The sequence below is a fragment of the Thalassospira sp. CH_XMU1420-2 genome, assembly GCF_037029325.1.
GTDB lineage: Bacteria > Pseudomonadota > Alphaproteobacteria > Rhodospirillales > Thalassospiraceae > Thalassospira > Thalassospira povalilytica.
Genome location: NZ_JAYMEG010000002.1, coordinates 941607 through 957669 on the forward strand (window position 1 = coordinate 941607; position 16063 = coordinate 957669).

At 56.0% G+C, this 16063-nt stretch carries 15 protein-coding genes; 4 read left to right on the forward strand and 11 right to left on the reverse strand.

Features of this window, described 5'->3' with window-relative positions; translation table 11 throughout:
- Positions 1 to 28: 28 nt before the first annotated feature.
- The gene (locus WA429_RS09015; protein ID WP_287465298.1) at positions 29 to 2146 is read right to left on the reverse strand and encodes a methyl-accepting chemotaxis protein; all 2118 of its coding nucleotides are present in this window, start codon (positions 2144 to 2146) and stop codon (positions 29 to 31) included.
- Between the two features lie 457 nt (positions 2147 to 2603).
- On the opposite strand from WA429_RS09015, the gene WA429_RS09020 reads away from it, so the two are divergent.
- Complete coding sequence (locus tag WA429_RS09020; RefSeq protein WP_287465296.1) at positions 2604 to 3485, forward strand: AraC family transcriptional regulator; 882 nt, start codon at positions 2604 to 2606, stop codon at positions 3483 to 3485.
- 74 nt (positions 3486 to 3559) lie between these two features.
- Here WA429_RS09020 and WA429_RS09025 read toward each other — a convergent pair whose 3' ends face one another.
- The 6 genes from WA429_RS09025 to WA429_RS09050 all read right to left on the reverse strand — a co-directional run bounded on the left by WA429_RS09025 (position 3560) and on the right by WA429_RS09050 (position 9427).
- Positions 3560 to 4363, reverse strand: a complete 804-nt coding sequence (locus WA429_RS09025) for a carbon-nitrogen hydrolase family protein (RefSeq protein ID WP_287465295.1) — start codon at positions 4361 to 4363, stop codon at positions 3560 to 3562.
- 3 nt (positions 4364 to 4366) lie between these two features.
- The gene (gene speB / locus WA429_RS09030; RefSeq protein WP_287465293.1) at positions 4367 to 5419 is read right to left on the reverse strand and encodes an agmatinase; all 1053 of its coding nucleotides are present in this window, start codon (positions 5417 to 5419) and stop codon (positions 4367 to 4369) included.
- A gap of 65 nt (positions 5420 to 5484) precedes the next feature.
- On the reverse strand, positions 5485 to 6291 hold the full coding sequence (locus tag WA429_RS09035; RefSeq protein ID WP_068519881.1) for an ABC transporter permease: 807 nt from the start codon (positions 6289 to 6291) through the stop codon (positions 5485 to 5487).
- Complete coding sequence (locus WA429_RS09040) at positions 6288 to 7139, reverse strand: ABC transporter permease (protein WP_287465291.1); 852 nt, start codon at positions 7137 to 7139, stop codon at positions 6288 to 6290. Before WA429_RS09040 ends, WA429_RS09035 begins: the two co-directional genes overlap by 4 nt.
- Positions 7136 to 8185, reverse strand: a complete 1050-nt coding sequence (locus WA429_RS09045) for an ABC transporter ATP-binding protein (RefSeq protein ID WP_114113185.1) — start codon at positions 8183 to 8185, stop codon at positions 7136 to 7138. The genes WA429_RS09040 and WA429_RS09045 overlap by 4 nt, the downstream gene beginning before the upstream one ends.
- A 141-nt stretch (positions 8186 to 8326) precedes the next feature.
- A complete protein-coding gene (locus tag WA429_RS09050; protein ID WP_101247269.1) occupies positions 8327 to 9427 on the reverse strand; it encodes an ABC transporter substrate-binding protein in 1101 nt (366 codons plus the stop codon).
- A 182-nt stretch (positions 9428 to 9609) separates the two neighbouring features.
- Between WA429_RS09050 and WA429_RS09055 the strand changes: the two genes are divergently transcribed.
- From WA429_RS09055 to WA429_RS09065, 3 genes are all read left to right on the forward strand, one after another.
- Entirely contained in the window at positions 9610 to 10518 is a 909-nt protein-coding gene (locus WA429_RS09055; RefSeq protein WP_114113186.1) for a LysR family transcriptional regulator, read from the forward strand.
- 166 nt (positions 10519 to 10684) lie between these two features.
- A complete protein-coding gene (locus WA429_RS09060; protein WP_114113213.1) occupies positions 10685 to 11515 on the forward strand; it encodes an AzlC family ABC transporter permease in 831 nt (276 codons plus the stop codon).
- Positions 11512 to 11838, forward strand: a complete 327-nt coding sequence (locus WA429_RS09065; protein ID WP_114113187.1) for an AzlD family protein — start codon at positions 11512 to 11514, stop codon at positions 11836 to 11838. Before WA429_RS09060 ends, WA429_RS09065 begins: the two co-directional genes overlap by 4 nt.
- A gap of 12 nt (positions 11839 to 11850) precedes the next feature.
- On the opposite strand, the gene WA429_RS09070 is transcribed toward WA429_RS09065, so the two are convergent.
- From WA429_RS09070 to WA429_RS09085, 4 genes are all read right to left on the reverse strand, one after another.
- The gene (locus WA429_RS09070) at positions 11851 to 12861 is read right to left on the reverse strand and encodes an acyltransferase family protein (RefSeq protein ID WP_181848937.1); all 1011 of its coding nucleotides are present in this window, start codon (positions 12859 to 12861) and stop codon (positions 11851 to 11853) included.
- Between the two features lie 35 nt (positions 12862 to 12896).
- Positions 12897 to 14492 carry a peptide chain release factor 3 gene (locus WA429_RS09075; RefSeq protein ID WP_068519888.1) on the reverse strand — a complete coding sequence of 532 codons (1596 nt, stop codon included), beginning with the start codon at positions 14490 to 14492 and terminating at the stop codon, positions 12897 to 12899.
- 103 nt (positions 14493 to 14595) lie between these two features.
- A complete protein-coding gene (locus tag WA429_RS09080; RefSeq protein ID WP_114113214.1) occupies positions 14596 to 15633 on the reverse strand; it encodes a permease in 1038 nt (345 codons plus the stop codon).
- 49 nt (positions 15634 to 15682) lie between these two features.
- The gene (locus WA429_RS09085) at positions 15683 to 16048 is read right to left on the reverse strand and encodes an ArsR/SmtB family transcription factor (RefSeq protein ID WP_114113189.1); all 366 of its coding nucleotides are present in this window, start codon (positions 16046 to 16048) and stop codon (positions 15683 to 15685) included.
- Positions 16049 to 16063: the final 15 nt, after the last annotated feature.

Sequence of the window (16063 nt, forward strand, 5' to 3'; positions counted from 1 at the left end):
GGCCAATTGTTTGAAAACAAAGGCGTGATCAGGCAGCGCCCAGCATCCCCGATTTCGGAAATGCCACCAGATTGTCCTGTTGCCAGATGTCAGAACCGTCATCAAGGGCCGGATCATCGTTGCCCGATGCATCATCGTCGCTTGCGGCCGAGGCCACAGCACGATCAAGCGATGCGGTCAGTTCGGTCACATTGCGTTCGACCTCGTCCGCCCGACGGTTAAGATCAAGGCTGAGCTTGCGGGTGACTTCGATGTCGTTGGAGACTTCGACAATGGCAGCACCGACATTGCGCACCGCATCCCCGGCCAGTGCGATGGCGCCGGTAATTTCCTCGGTCTCGCGGCGCTGATGTTCGACGTCGCCGGCGACTTCATCGGAAATCGACATCATCGAGCGCACGGTCACGCCGACATCTTCCATCGATGCAACACACCGGTCGGTCACAGCCCCCATGGCGTTGACATGTTCGGTGATCTGTTCGGTGGCTCGTTCGGTCTGACCGGCAAGGTTTTTGACCTCGGCCGCGACAACGGCAAAGCCTTTGCCTGCTTCGCCGGCACGCGCGGCCTCGATCGTGGCGTTCAGGGCCAGAAGGTTGGTTTGACCAGCAATGCCGCGGATCAGATCGACAATCTGTTCGATGCTGAGTGCGACTTCGCGCAGGTCATCGACCGCCTTGGCCGATTGTTCGGTGGAGCCAACCGCATTCTGGGCAATTTCGCGCTGACGTTCGACGCGGTTTGCAATGGACCCGATGGCTTCGGTCAGGCGAATGGCCGCATCGCCAATTGCGTTGGAATGCGACTGGCTGTCCTGTGCGGCATCGGTGGCATTCTGGGTCTGGGTGGTGACACGTTCGGCGGCCGCGGCAACTTCGGTCACGGCTTCGCGCATGCGGGTGACCTGATGGTTGACCGATTTGACCAGACCGGTGGTTTCGCCTTCGATGGTTTCGGCCATGGCACCAAGGGATGCGCGACGTTTTTCTTCCTCGATCCGTTGCAGGGTAATGCGTTCTTCGGCCATCTGTTCGATCTTGAGCGCATTTTCGCGGAAGATCGCAACGGTACGCGACATGGCACCGAATTCGTCACGACGGTCGATATCGACCAGATCAATGTCGGTGTCATTTTCGCTCAGGCGTGTCATGTCGCCATTCACACGTTTGAGCGGGCGCAGGATGCTCATGGCGATGCCAAGCGCCAACGCCAGGGCCAGCGCAACACCGATTGCCGCAACGATGATGTTGGTCAGTGCGGATTTTTCCGATTGCGCGTGGGCCGCATCAACCAGAATGGTCTGATGTTCCATGGCTTCGGCACGGATATTCTGGGTGATGGTCTGAACTTCGCGGACGGCGGATTTAAAATCATCCATCGACTGGCGGAACCCGCCGATTGAGCCTTCAAGCTGGTTTGCACCCTGTTTGAGAAGGTCATTGTCACGCACGGCATAGGAGAAAAGCTTTTTGTCATTGCGGGACAATTTGCCAACCGCGTTTTTGATTTCATCCTGAAGATCGGTCAGTGCCGATGTGTTCGCGCGCGCCTGATCAAGGGATTCCGGCGTGCGCAGGATGGAATATTGCAGGCTGTTGACGATGGCGGCCAGATTGGCCTCGCCCAGCTTGTCACCGAACTTGTCGGCGATTTCGGGATCGCGCTTGGCGATGAATTCTTCAAGTTTGGCGGCCGATTTGCCCAGCTGATTGGCGCCAAGCAACATGGTGTCGGATGCGGCGGTCAGATTTTCGGCCCGCAGCACCAATGGTTCAAGGGTCGCGATGTAATCGGCACTCAAACTTTCGAGTGTGTCGGCACGGGCAACATCACCCGATGCCCGCAGGGCTTCGACCAGGGTCGCGCCGCTTTGTTCGGCATTCTGGCGGATGGTTGCAATGCCTTCGCGATCAAGCGGATCGACGGTTTGGGCAAACAGAAGAACCTGGTTTGACAGGCGTTCAAGTTTCAGGGCGTAGTCGTTGGCAAGACCAACAAGGCTTGTGCTTTTGGCGATGCGGTCGGCATGGGCCCCGAAGCCAAGCAGATATGTCGAAGACAGTGCACTGAGGCCGACAAGCAGGACAACCAGAACAAAGAAGCCTGCAAAGATGCGTGATCCAATGCGAATTCGATCAAGAAACATGTAAGATCCAAACAGAAAATGGGACGTTTGGCGCGATCCTTACAACGGCGCATCGCTTCGTTTTGTAACACTTAGATGAAATCCGCATTTGTCGCGCCATTCCTGACCGTTCCGATCACTTCGCAGGTGCAAAACAACACGAATCGCGCATCAAAATGTTCATATGAACATCGCCCTATACATCTGTTGAGGGCGACCGATACCTTGTCAAAGGCGCTGTTTCTGGAACTTTTCAAGGATCGGCGGCGACTCGCAGCTATTCGGGGCGGCGAACATGGGTGAAACCCTTACCCGGCCATCGCCGGACACATGATGGCGGATTGGCAAAAGCAGCCGATAGCCAGCAGCGAGACAGCCCGGACAGGGCAAGAACGGGCCCAGGCCGAAAATGTCACGGTGACAATATTGTTCAAGCCGGGGGATTTTTTGGCGCTATACTTGGCGCATGGGAACAGGTTTGCCGCATAATGATGCCGCGCGACCGCATCCGACTGCGGCCCGGCGCCCCCGCGAGATTGCCCGTCACTGGCGGGCAGCTGACGGCATTGATTTGTTCGAAGCCGATTACAAGAATTTCACCTTTCCCAAGCACAGCCATGACTATTACGCGTTCGGCACCATCCTGAACGGGGCGGAACAGTTCATGACGCGCGGGACCAATTATGTCGCATCGCGCGGACAACTTCTGATGATGAACCCGATGCAGGTCCATGATGGCGGCCCGGCATCCGATGACGGGTATCAGTATCAGATCATGTTCATTGCGCCCGAGATTTTCGGCGATCTGGTGCGTGAACTGTCCCCGACCAATACCGGGCTTCCGTTTTTTGGAAATTGTGTGGTCGATGATCGGGAACTGCATCTGCAATTGCAGCAGCTTCATCGCATGTTCCGCCCGGATTTGTCGGCCACGACAAGCTTGCTCGAACGCGACAGCCAGCTTCTTTACAGTGCGGCACGTCTGGCCCTGCGCCATGCGGATGCGCCGCCCTTTGTCTATCGTCCGGGATCGGAAGACAAGCGCGTGCAGACCGTGATCGACTATATGGCGGCCCATCTTGATGAAAATATCGCGCTTGAAGATCTGGCAACCATCACCGGGCTGAGCCGGTTTCATCTGTTGCGGATATTTCGCGAGGCAACCGGACTTCCGCCCCATGCCTATTTCAATCACATGCGCCTGCGCCGGGCCAAACGCATGCTGTTTGACGGCGCCACAATCGCCGATGCGGCCGCGGCCACCGGCTTTGCCGATCAAAGTCACCTGAACCGGCATTTCAAAACCATGTGGGGCGTCAGTCCGGGTGCCTTTATCGCAAGCCTTGACCGCAAGGCATGATCATCAAGCCTGATTACAGATCATTTCAAGATGCCATGATCACCCATCGCGGTTGATCGCGATCCCTGCCCCGATCAGTTTTCGTCGAGCAATCCCGCATAGCTTTCCGGGCGACGATCGGCGAGATAGGGGAATTCCGTGCGCGATTTTTTCAAGGCGTCAAAATCAAGACCGGCAAGGACCAGGCAATCTTCCCCACCGGCGCGCGCAAGGTCGGACCAGGGGCTGCAAATAACGCTTTTGCCGACATAATCAAGATCGCCTTCCTGATCACAGCGATTGGCATAGGCCAGAAACATCTGACTTTCCATCGCACGGATCGGCACCATCATTTCGGCGACCCGGTCAAAGGGTGCCATCTGGGCGGTTGGCACCAGCAAAAGATCACATCCCTTAAGCGCGATGCTGCGCACCAGTTCGGGAAATTCGACGTCATAGCAAATCAGCATCGATACCTTGATGCCGTTCCAGTCCACCACCAGCGGCAGGTTGTTACCCGGTGCAAAGCAACTGCGATCAAGATCGCCAAACAGCTGGATTTTCCGATGCAGCAACCGGCGTTTGCCGGTCTTGTCAAACAGCGCACAGGCATTGTAATTGCGCCCGTCATCACCCAGTTCGCCAAAGCCGACAACAATGGCAATCCCGGTTTCGCGTGCCATCCGGCTTACCGCGGTAAGGCTGTCACCCGACAGTTTTTCAGATTCCGCAAGAATGGCGGCGCGCCCGATATTATAGCCGGTCAGATACATCTCGGGGGCGATGATCAGATCAGCACCGGCATCGCGGGCCTCACGCGCGCGACGCGCAAGGCTCGCGATCCGGGTCGGTTTATCAATGACTGCGTCCTGGCCGGACTGATAAACCGCGATTTTCATGACTTATCCCTCACCCTTGCGGCGTTTGATTGCATCGGTCACCAGACACAGTTCTTCAAACAGTACCTGGGCACCGACATGGGCGGTATTGGTGGTGGCATCATATTGCGGGGCGACCTCGACAATATCGGCACCAACAAAATCAAGCCCCTTGAGCCCGCGCAAAATCGCCAGTGCCTCGCGCGAGGTCAGACCACCAATTTCAGGCGTTCCTGTCCCCGGCGCAAAGGACGGATCAAGACAATCAACATCAAAGGACAGATAGACCGGGCCATCGCCAATCACTTCGCGTGCCTTGGCAATCACCGCATCGACACCCATGTTCGGGACTTCTTCGGCATGGATGACGGTCATGCCGCTGTCATAGGAAAATTCCCAAAGATATTCCGCCCCGCCGCGAATGCCGATCTGGATGGTGCGTTCCGGATCAAGAACCCCATCCATCACCGACTGGCGGAACGGGCCGCCATGATGGAACTTGGCACCTTCATATTCGCCGCTGGTATCGCAATGGGCATCAAGATGGATCATGCCGACCGGGCGGTCCTTGCCAACAGCGCGCTGGATCGAATAGCTGATCGAATGATCACCGCCAATGGCAATCGGGATTACCCCGGCATCAACGATTTTGGTGAAGTAATCGACGATGTCTTCGTGACAGCTTTCAAGCGAGAAGCGGCTGCGGAACGGCACATCGCCGATATCGGCAACATTGCAATGGGCACCGGGCACCATGCGCAACACATGTTCATACGGGCCAATGCGTTCGATGTTGCGCACTGCACGCGGACCAAGACGTGCGCCGGCCCGGTTCGTCACGCCCAAATCCATCGGCACCCCGACAAGGGCAACATCCAGACCATCAAAGTTGTTTTTTGCCGCATCGGGAGCAAAAGGCGCATCAAGGAAAGTCGGCACCCCGGCAAACGGCCATTTGCGTTCGCCGCTTGCGGAAAACTGGGTTTCGGCCACTTCCTTGAAGTGCGGATCGAACATGTCTCCGCCTTTGGCGTTGCCATATTTCTCGCGCAGTTTTGCGAGTTTTTCACTGTTCATGATGGTGGCCTCCTAGGGTCGGGTGGGACGTTTATTGTTGGGGATATGGCAGATCAAAAATTGCATCAGCCATCCTCGTCATGGCGCCAGGCGCCAAGCAATCGTGGCAAATCGCCAAACCGTGCAATCAGGCCGAACACAATCACCGCCACAGCCACAAACAGGACCGTCACGGACGCCATGGTCGGCGTATAGCCATATCGCAGGGAGTTGAAGATCTTGATCGGCAGGGTCTCGACCGTGAAGCCGACCGCCATATAGGCAACGATATATTCATTGAGCGACAGCACGAACGCAAAGGCCATGCCCGAAATGATATAGGGCAGGATCAAAGGCAGGATCACGGTGCGCAGAATGGTCTTGTCATCTGCGCCCATGGTGGCGGCTGCTTCGACCAGACTGTCATCAACCGCATCAAACCCGAGTGTGAGCGTGACCAACGGCAAGGTGACAAAGAAAATGCCGTGACTGATCACCACCGTCCATGGCTGCCCATAGGCCCCGGCCGTGGTCCAGAAACTCAGGAATCCAAGCGCGGTTATGACCGGGGGCAAAATAAACGGTGCCAGTCCGAGCACCTGGACAATCCGCGCCCAGGGCGCATGAAACCGCCACAGGAACCATGCCAGCGGAAAAGCGACAATCACCGAAAGACAGGATGCCCCGATCGCCACACCGACACTGTTAAACAGGGCCTGACGCCACCCGTCATCGGTGAAAATCTGGGCATACCAGTCCAGCGAGAAACCCTGTGGCGGGAATGACAGCGATTTCTTTTCGTTGAATGACACCCCGGCAACCACGACAAGCGGCGCCGACAGAAACAGCACAAGCGATCCAAGAAACAGACGCAGGACAAATTTGTTGATCATGCCGCGTGCTCCTTTTTGCCATAGAGCAACGAAATCGTGACAAGCGACAAACTGACCAGTACCAGAAATACCGCCATTGCCGCTGCAAAGGGCATGTTGGACTGATAGATCGCCTGATCCGTGATCAGAACCGACAATGTCCAGTGGGACGGTTTGCCCAGCAATTGCGGCAACAGATAACAGCCCAGCGCAAAGACAAACACCATGATCAGGGTGGAAACGATGCTGTTGCGAAGGGCTGGCACCACAACATTGGCAAAGCTGCGAACCGGACCGGATCCCAGAGTCCGGGCGGCTTCGACCAGGGACGGGTCAAGACGCGACAGGGCGGGATACAGCACCAGCACGGTATAAGGGAATGTCTGATAGACCATACCGGTCATGACCGCGCCAAAGCTGGGCGACAAGGACATCGGTTTGTCCATGATCCCCAGCGACACCAGAAGATTGGTGATCCCGGCCGTACGTGACAGCAAGGTCGACCAGCCAAAGCCGATCAGGACTTCTGACAACGACAACACCGAGAGAAGAAACACCAGCCAGACAACCTGTGCCTGGCGGCTCATGCGGGTCAGGATATAGGTAAACGGGAAGGCAAGAACGACCGAAACCACCGCCACCAGTGCCGCCAAACCAATCGAAAAGCCCAGAATTCCACCAAAGAACCCGGTCAGAAAGCGTGCATAGTTTTCAAAAACAAAGGCCGGTTCGTAAAACGCCCCCTGCACGCGCTGAAAGAATGAAACGGCAATCATGATCCCGAACGGGATCACAAAGAAAACCGTCAGCATTCCGGCCGGGAATGCGATGGTGGCGTAATCGGCATATTTTTGCGGTTTAAGCTTCATGCGTCCCCCAACACCACACAGGCTTCCCGCGGGAAGGACACAGAAACCCGGTCACCTGCCGTAACGTCGGGGCGGTCTGACGGGGTGGTTATCGCGGTAATCTGCTGACCGGACACATCAAGATAGAATTCGATACTGGCACCAAGATCACGGATATAGGACACCGTTCCTGTCAAAATGCCCGGGGCATTTGCCCCGTCATCTTTTGCAAGGCGGATATTTTCCGGCCTGACTGAAATGGTCACATCCCCCGATGCCGGGACATCATCGGCCAGCAACACACCACCGGAAACGGCGATCTGGTCCGCCCCGTTGACCCGCCCGGTAATCAGGTTGGTCATGCCGATAAAGTCGGCAACAAAGGCATCCTTGGGTTTGCGATAAATTTCGACCGGCGGGGCAACCTGATGAACCTTGCCCTGGGACATCACCACCACCAGATCGGCCATGGTCATGGCTTCGCGCTGGTCATGGGTCACGACAATCGTGGTAATACCCAGCTTTTGCTGAAGCTGTTTGAGTTCGATCTGCATACTTTCGCGCAATTTGGCATCCAGTGCCGAAAGCGGTTCATCAAGCAGGAAAAGTTTGGGTTCAAGTGCAAGCGCACGGGCAATCGCCACGCGCTGGCGCTGTCCGCCGGACAGTTTGGCGACCGGACGGTCAGCCATATCTGGCAATTGCACCAGTTCGAGAAGACGTTTGACCGCCTTGAAACAATCGGCCTTTGATCCGCCGCGAATACGCAGCGGATAGGCGATATTTTCGCCCACCGTCAGATGCGGGAAAAGCGCCAGGTTCTGAAACACCATGCCGAAGTCACGCTGATGGGTGGGAATGCGCGTGACGTCGTTTCCTTCAAGCAAGATACGGCCATGGGTCGGATCTTCGAGCCCGGCAATCATCCGCAGCAAGGTCGTCTTTCCACAGCCCGACGGCCCCAGAAGACACACAAATTTCCCGTTGGGGATCGTAAGGCTGGTTTCATGAACGGCGGTAAAGTCACCGAACTTCTTTTCGATGGAATCAAAGACCAGACCAGACATTGGGCATCCTGTTTATGACATTGGGTAAGGCAACCAGGCAGCATGCCGTGGCCATGATCGATGACCGGCAGGGTGATTTGCACCCCGGGCATGCTGCCTGTCTGCAAGATCAGCTGTTAAAAGCCGGACCCTGATTGGCGATTAGCCAACAATCAGTTCGGTCCATTTCTGCGACAGCCAGTCGGCGCGCTGCTGATACATGTCATAACGCGGAATGATCGGTTCGATTTCCGAGGAAACCGATGCGAATTCGGCATCGGTCAGGCCGGTTTTGGCCCGCGGAATGGTCGGGGATGTGCCGACCTTGCGCGACAGCAATGCCTGGATTTCCGGCTGGCTCATGAAATCGATAAAGACATGGGCCAGATCGAGCTTTTCAGAAGCCTTGGAAACCGCCCAGCTGCCGGAATCGTTAATGCCGCCTTCTTTGGGGAAGGTCGAACGCACCGGATAACCATCGGCCGCCGCAAGACCGGCAACATCGTGGTAATACTGCCCCATCGGGATTTCACCCGATTTGAGTGCCTGTTCGAACTGGGCCTCGTCACGATACCAAAGCTGCACGTTGTCTTTGAGTTCGGCCAGCTTGTCCATGACCTTGAGAATGCCTTCTTCGGTATCAAGGATTTCCTGACCACCGAAATAGGTTTTGGCCGTGACATCCAGCAGGAAGGAGTTGGTGACAAGCGCAAGAAGACCAAGCTGACCTTCACGTTCGGGTTTCCAAAGTTCGGCCCAGCTGGTCGGTGCTTCGCCAATCACGTCAGAGTTGGAAACAAGGGTGATGTACCAGGTAACCGCACCAACCCCGCAAACACTGCCATCATCATATTTGTTGATAAAGGCCGGGATGACATTTGCAACATTGGGCATTTTGGCCGGATCAAGTTTCGCCCAGATGCCAGCCGCCGAACCGCGCAGCATGCTGACCTGTGAAATCATCGATACGTCGGCAGGTGCCTGACCGGCGCGCGCTGCCTGTTCAAGCTGCACCAGCCATGCTTCGCCCGTCGGCTGGGCAATCGATTCGACGGCAATGCCGGTCGCCTTGGTGAATTCCGGGAAGATATGCTTGTCAAAGCTGTCTTTGAAATACCCGCCGTAAGCGCCGATCTTGAGGCTTTTTTCCTGGGCTTTCAGAATGCCCGGAAAACCTGTGATCCCCGCCATCGCAACCGCAGAACCGCCAGCAATCCCTGCCAGCACGGAACGGCGGCTGATACCCTTTTTCATGTCGTCCATGTGATCCACCTCTGATAATTGGCGGGTCTTGGCCCGCCTGTGTTTTTGTTTCTTGCCACCGCCTTTTCCCAGAACAGCGATGTCGTTTGCCTAGCAGATCAAATTGCGCGACCCGAAAAAATCACGTAATGCTGAAACTTACTTTGGGATTCTTCAAAGTAAGTCACGGGGGATGTGTCGGAATGGCGATGGAACAAACCGATCTCAAGCTTTTGCGTATTTTTCTGACCATCGTTGAAGCCGGCGGATTTGCTGCTGCACAAAGCGAACTCAATCTGTCGCTGTCGACCATTTCAAGTTATGTCACCGCCCTTGAAACAAGGCTTGGATTTAGTCTGTGCAAACGCGGGCGCAGTGGCTTTTCCCTGACCCGTGAAGGTCAGGTGGTATTCGAAGAAGCCCACCGCCTGTTCAAATCGGTATCGCATTATGAAACCAAGATGCGGTCGCTCCGCGACAAGCTTAATGGCACATTGACCATCGGTTTGACCGACAACACCATCACCGATCCGGGGGCGCGCCAGATTGAAAAAACCATCGCGCGTTTTGTCGAACAGGCCCCGGATGTAACATTGAATGTTGTGACCTATCCGCCCAATGATTTGCTGCGCGAAGTCGTGACCGGCGCCATTCAGGTCGGTGTCTGTGCCTTTCCCAAAACGGTTCTGGGGTTAAGCTACATCTCGCTTTATCCGGAAATGCACCGGTTTTATTGCGGGGTGGATCACCCGCTTTATCATCAGCCCGACAGTGAAATCGATATTGACGAAATCCGGCGTTTCCGGATTGTCGGGCGCAAATTCTGGCTTGGCCGCGACCTTAAGGATTTTGCGATCGCCCGCCCGCACGCCACGGTTTCGGATATGGAGGCCGAGGCACGCCTGATTCTGTCGGGTGCGTTTCTGGGCTATTTGCCCGAACATTATGCCAAACAGTTCGTCGATGCCGGACGGATGCGCCCGATCCGCCCCGATCAGTTCTTTGTCGAGGCAATGTTTCAGGCAAGCTTTGATTCCAACAAGCAGCTTGATCCGGTTGCCGAGCTGTTTCTTGACCTTCTGATCGAAGACTTTGGCGCAAAGCGGGTGTGAATTTCAAATCGCCGCCTGATCGGGCAATAGCAATATCGTCCAATACGTCCTGTCTGATCTGCCCGATAGTGGAGCCTGTAAGACTTGGCTCCTCGCCCACCAGCAAATCGGAACCGCCAGTCGCCCCCAAATGAACTGGCGCATAAAACAATAGGAAATGTCGGAAATGTCACGCCCCGGACCTGCCCAAATCGGGCATTTCGACCCTGATACCATCAGACGCGGCGCGATCGCCTGTCTGCCACTTTTGCCCAGCACCATTATCTTTGGCGCGGTACTTGGCGTTCTTGCGTCCCAGCGCGGCTTGTCGCTGGGCGAACTTTTATTCATGAGCCTGACGGTCTTTGCCGGATCAGCCCAGTTCGTATCGGTTGATCTGTGGCGCGAAACCATTCCGGCCGCCACCATCATCATCGCAACAGCGGTGATCAATATGCGCTATATCCTGATTGGTGCGTCGCTTCGCCCGGTATTTCGCGGCCGTCCGCTTTGGGTCAAGGTTTGCGGCATGCATATGGTGGCCGATGAAAACTGGGCGGTGACGATGACCCAGCCAAACCTTTCCAATCCGGGCTTTCTGCTGGGTGGCGGGATCTTTCTTGGTGTGGTCTGGGCCACGGGCAATATTGCCGGTTACCTGCTGGGCGGGGGCATTCCCGACCCGGAAGTCTATGCGCTTGATTTCGCCTTTACCGCGGTTTTTGCCGCCCTGACCATTGGCATGTGGAAGGGCAAGGTTGACCTTTTGCCATGGGTGGCCGCGGCGATCGGATCGATCATCGGGCATTATACCCTGCCCGGCACCTGGTCGATCCTGGCCGGCGCGGGGGCCGGTGTTGTCACCGCGGCCCTGACATGGCGCCCGGATATGGATGATGACAGTCTTGAGGCCGAATTTGCCGTGGAAGGCCGCGATGCCTATGGCGCGCCCGAAGGCACCGTCAACACCGGCGATACCGGCAACAGAGCGACCCTCAGCCCGGAGGCCGGCAAATGACCCAGTTCCCTGATCTGACGACTTTCAGCCTTGAAGCCGTTTTGACCATCCTTGGCATGGCGGCTGTAACATATGGCATGCGTCTGGGCGGGCTTTTGATGGCCGATCGGTTGCCGCAACATGGCCGCTGGGCGCATGTGCTCGAACGTCTGCCCGGTGCGGTTCTGATTTCGGTCTGGGTGCCCAGTGCGTTTTCAGCCGGGGCCATCGGCATTGCCGGTGCGGCAGCAACAGTCGTTACCATGGCGCTTGCGCGCAACCTGTTTGCGGCAATGGCTGTGGGGATGGTTCTGGTGGGTATTGGCCGATATTTCTTCGGCTAGCTACCCCATCCGTTACGCAGGCTGTTTGGCCAGCCGGTTGAGTTTGAGGATAGCGAATATCTTTTCAAACAACTGGTTGGCCGCCTTGCGGATGGTTCGATTTTCAAAGGCGAAATACAGCCCCACCGACAAAGCAAGCGTTCCGGCCACAGCACAGGCCACGGCCAGTACATCGCCAAATCCTGCATTGGTCGCGGCACGAATGATCACCAGGCCGATATTCTGATGCAGCAGATACCAACTATAAGAAATCAGGCCGACCGGCCAAAAAGTACTCAGTATCGGCAAGCGCCGCGTGGCAATCACAACAATACCAACCAAAAGAGTCACAGCAGCATAGGGCACCACCGCGTCATAGGCCCCGGTCGTAAAACTTACGAGATATGCCAGAACGGCAAGCAGGTAATAACGACGTTGCTGCGCGCCGGAATTCTGCGTATGGGCAAAGAACAGGGCCGCGCCTATCAGGAACAGGATGATATGTTCCGGTCGAATGATCCGGTCGAAATGATCAATCCCGACCAACCGCAATCCAAGCCCGATCACAAACAAGCCAACCATTCCGCCCAGAATAATCGACGGTCGGCGGCTGATGCACAGCAGGAAGCCATAGATAAAGTAGAATTTAAGCTCGACGATCAGGCTCCAATACACGCCATCGACTGGTGGCATGATGGCGGCATTGAGGAAAAGAAGGTTTCCCAGCGCCTGAACAATCGTCACTTCCTTGCCCGGCAGGCCAAAATAGCTGACCAGCGCAAAGGTCAGAACCACGCCCGCGGCATAGGCCGGATAAATCCGTCCGAAACGCCGCCCCCAGAATGTTGCAAGTGATCCCGTCCGTTCCGCCGTCATGGCAATGCAATAGCCACTGATGACAAAGAAAAGATCAACACCAAGCCAGCCAAATTCAAACATCGGCGCGAATGAAAGCGCGGTGTAATCGTTGGGCCAGCGGCCAAGGTAATGGAATGCAACCACCATCAAAACAGCGATGGCGCGCAATCCATCGATTGCCGCCATCCTGCTTTGCTGTGTCTGTGCCGGCATGTTCATGCCTAGGCAGCAACCATATTTTGTTCGCGGGTGGACTCGAACTTGAGGTTCGGCCAATCGCGTTGCGTGGTTTCAAGGTGCCAGGCGTTACGCGCGATAAAGACCAGTGTGTCGTCATGGTCTTCAAACAGTGCCGACTGGTTTGAATCGCGGAACTTCTTGATCTCAAGCGGATCATCGCCCATGACCCAGCGCGCCGCATAGGCCGGGGTCTGTTCGAAATGGACCTTGATGCCATATTCAGCCGCGATGCGTTCCTTGAGAACTTCGAACTGAAGCTGCCCGACCACACCGACGATCCAGTCCGCCCCCATCATCGGCTTGAACACCTGAGATGCGCCTTCTTCGGCAAGTTGTTCAAGGGCACGCTGAAGGTGCTTGCCCTTAAGCGGGTCATCAAGACGGACTTTCTGCAGCAATTCCGGGGCAAAGGCCGGAACACCACGGAAGCGAAGGTCTTCGCCCTCGGTCAGGGTATCACCAATACGCAGCGTGCCGTGGTTCGGAATACCGATAATGTCGCCCGGCCATGCTTCTTCGGCAATGTCACGTTCATTGGCAAAGAACAGCATCGGGTTATGCACCGCCATCTGTTTGCCCGCACGGACATGTTTAAGCTTCATGCCGCGCTTGAAATGGCCCGAACACAGACGGATGAATGCAATACGGTCGCGGTGGTTCGGGTCAATGTTTGCCTGAACCTTGAACACAAAGCCTGCAACCTTTGGTTCGACTGCTTCGACCAGACGGGTTGCGGCTTCTTGCGGGCGCGGTGTCGGGGCGATATCGCCAATGCCGCGCAGCAATTCACGCACGCCAAAGTTATTGACTGCCGACCCGAAGAAGACCGGGGTCAGATGCCCTTCGCGGTAGCTTTGCAAATCAAATGGCGGGCAGATTTCGCGCACCATTTCGACTTCTTCGCGCAGCTTTTCCAGAAGATAATCCGGGATCAGTTCATCAAGCTTGGGATCATCAAGGCCTTTGATCGGGATGGCTTCCTTGACGACATTGCCGCCTTTTTCCATGAACAGAAGCTGATCATTGACCACATCGTAACAGCCATGAAAATCACGGCCCGACCCGATCGGCCATGTTACCGGCGAAACATCAAGGGCCAGGTCCTGTTCGATCTGATCAATCAGTTCGAACGGATCGCGGGATTCACGGTCAAGCTTGTTGACAAACGTCGTGATCGGCACGTCACGCAGACGGCAGACCTCAAACAGTTTGCGGGTCTGGGCCTCGATACCCTTGGCCCCGTCAATCACCATGACGGCGGAATCAACTGCGGTCAGCACGCGATAGGTATCTTCGGAAAAGTCTTCGTGGCCCGGCGTATCAAGCAGGTTGAAGATGTTCTTTTCAAACTCGAAGGTCATCACAGCCGAAGACACGGAAATACCGCGGTCCTGTTCGATCTTCATGAAGTCCGAACGTGCGCCGCGCTGTTCCTTTTTTGCCTTCACCGCACCGGCCATCTGAATGGCACCCCCGAAAAGAAGCAGCTTTTCGGTCAGGGTCGTTTTACCCGCATCCGGGTGGGCAATGATGGCAAAGGTACGGCGACGCGATACCTGCTGGTCAATCATCGACATGGTTATCAACTTTAATCCGATATGAATTTCTTGGCGCGCAATGTAGCGATTTTTACGCCCAATGCCACCGTGAAATCGTCATATCGGGCATGTAGGGCTGCAATCAGCCCAGCCAAATCTGCGAAATCACCCCGATTGCGAACGATCCGACCAGCGCATAGGCCAGATACAGGACAAAGACGGGCTTTTTCACCAAGGCAAACACCGCAATTGCCGCCGGAATTGATGACACGCCGCCCGCGACCAGAAACGCCATCGCCGCCCCCGATTGCATGCCCTGCGCAATCAGGCCCTGCATCACCGGAAGGGCGGCGTAACCGTTCAAATAGGCCGGAACACCAACAAGGGTGGCAATGGCAATCGGACCAATACCATCCCCGCCAAGCAGGCCGCTGACACTTTCGGCCGGAACATAGGCCACCATCATGCTTTCGAGCAAAAAGGCAAAAGCCATCCATTTGCCAAGGAAGAACATGTTTGAAAGCGCCGATTTGCGGAACCTGATCACCCGGTCGCCATCCTGCCAGAATTTCCAGACGACATCCTTGGGCGCGCGCACCTTGGCCCCGCCGCATCCGCCATTGCCAACCCCGTCGCGCAGCGGATCAGACAGGAACCCGCGCCCCACCAGCCACATGGTGACGAACCCGCCCATCAGACCAAGCGCGATGGCGGCAATCATTTTGATCACCGCGAAATCGGTTCCCAAGGTGCCCGCCGTCAAAACAAACATCGCCGGATCAATCACCGGCGATGCCAGCCAGAATGCCATAACCGGGGCAAGCGGAACCCCCATGGCCAGCAGGGCGGCAATCAGCGGAATAACCCCGCAGGAACAGAACGGTGACAAGGCCCCGAATGCGGCTGCGGTAAAGACCATGCGCACCGGATGCCCGGCAAAGGCCCGCGAGATCAGGTTATCCGCCCCGCTTGCCGTGGCATAGGCAGCAATCGCGATCGACAGCAACAAATAGGGCGCGGTCCCGATAAAGGCATCAAAGGTGAATTCAATGCTTGGCACCAGTTGCGCAGGATCGAACAGATAGACCGCCAGCAAAATCGCCAGTCCCGCCAACAGAACGCGGTCAAAATGACGGGCTGAAACGCCGATGCGGCGGAGTTGCAATGTCAGGGCAGTCATATCCATATCCCTAGAAAATTAGTTATATTATCCCAAACAAAAGACCCGCTTATGCAAGGGCCCTGGAATCCTTGTTACTTGTGGCATCGGTTTCGGTTGTGGAACCGCCTGATGACAAGGGTGAAAGATCAACACCGCTGCAACATTCATCGGCAATGAAGCCGACGATATTTTGCATCACGTCAAAATCCGCCCGGTTGCGGGTTTCACGGCCCTGTTTTTCCTGGGTAACAAGACCGGCCTGAACCAGCGTGCCAAGATGATGCGCCAGGGTCGATGCCGGCAATCCAAGCAAACGGCCAATATCACCGATATTCAACCCATCGCGTCCGGCCTTGACCAGTTGGCGATAGATTTTCAATCGAGCTTCATGACCCAGTGCCGCAAAGGCAGGTGCGATGTCTTTTTCTTTCATGTCGCAATCATAACT

Excerpts from the sequence above, each read along its gene's own strand:
- WA429_RS09040 (WP_287465291.1), bottom strand. The coding sequence starts at position 7,139 with ATGAAGCTTAAACCGCAAAAATATGCCGATTACGCCACCATCGCATTC.
- WA429_RS09025 (WP_287465295.1), bottom strand. The coding sequence starts at position 4,363 with ATGAAAATCGCGGTTTATCAGTCCGGCCAGGACGCAGTCATTGATAAA.
- WA429_RS09055 (WP_114113186.1), top strand. The coding sequence starts at position 9,610 with ATGGCGATGGAACAAACCGATCTCAAGCTTTTGCGTATTTTTCTGACC.
- WA429_RS09085 (WP_114113189.1), bottom strand. The coding sequence starts at position 16,048 with ATGAAAGAAAAAGACATCGCACCTGCCTTTGCGGCACTGGGTCATGAA.
- WA429_RS09075 (WP_068519888.1), bottom strand. The coding sequence starts at position 14,492 with ATGTCGATGATTGACCAGCAGGTATCGCGTCGCCGTACCTTTGCCATC.
- WA429_RS09060 (WP_114113213.1), top strand. The coding sequence starts at position 10,685 with ATGTCACGCCCCGGACCTGCCCAAATCGGGCATTTCGACCCTGATACC.
- WA429_RS09015 (WP_287465298.1), bottom strand. The coding sequence starts at position 2,146 with ATGTTTCTTGATCGAATTCGCATTGGATCACGCATCTTTGCAGGCTTC.
- WA429_RS09050 (WP_101247269.1), bottom strand. The coding sequence starts at position 9,427 with ATGGACGACATGAAAAAGGGTATCAGCCGCCGTTCCGTGCTGGCAGGG.
- WA429_RS09070 (WP_181848937.1), bottom strand. The coding sequence starts at position 12,861 with ATGGCGGCAATCGATGGATTGCGCGCCATCGCTGTTTTGATGGTGGTT.
- WA429_RS09065 (WP_114113187.1), top strand. The coding sequence starts at position 11,512 with ATGACCCAGTTCCCTGATCTGACGACTTTCAGCCTTGAAGCCGTTTTG.
- WA429_RS09080 (WP_114113214.1), bottom strand. The coding sequence starts at position 15,633 with ATGACTGCCCTGACATTGCAACTCCGCCGCATCGGCGTTTCAGCCCGT.
- speB (WP_287465293.1), bottom strand. The coding sequence starts at position 5,419 with ATGAACAGTGAAAAACTCGCAAAACTGCGCGAGAAATATGGCAACGCC.
- WA429_RS09035 (WP_068519881.1), bottom strand. The coding sequence starts at position 6,291 with ATGATCAACAAATTTGTCCTGCGTCTGTTTCTTGGATCGCTTGTGCTG.
- WA429_RS09045 (WP_114113185.1), bottom strand. The coding sequence starts at position 8,185 with ATGTCTGGTCTGGTCTTTGATTCCATCGAAAAGAAGTTCGGTGACTTT.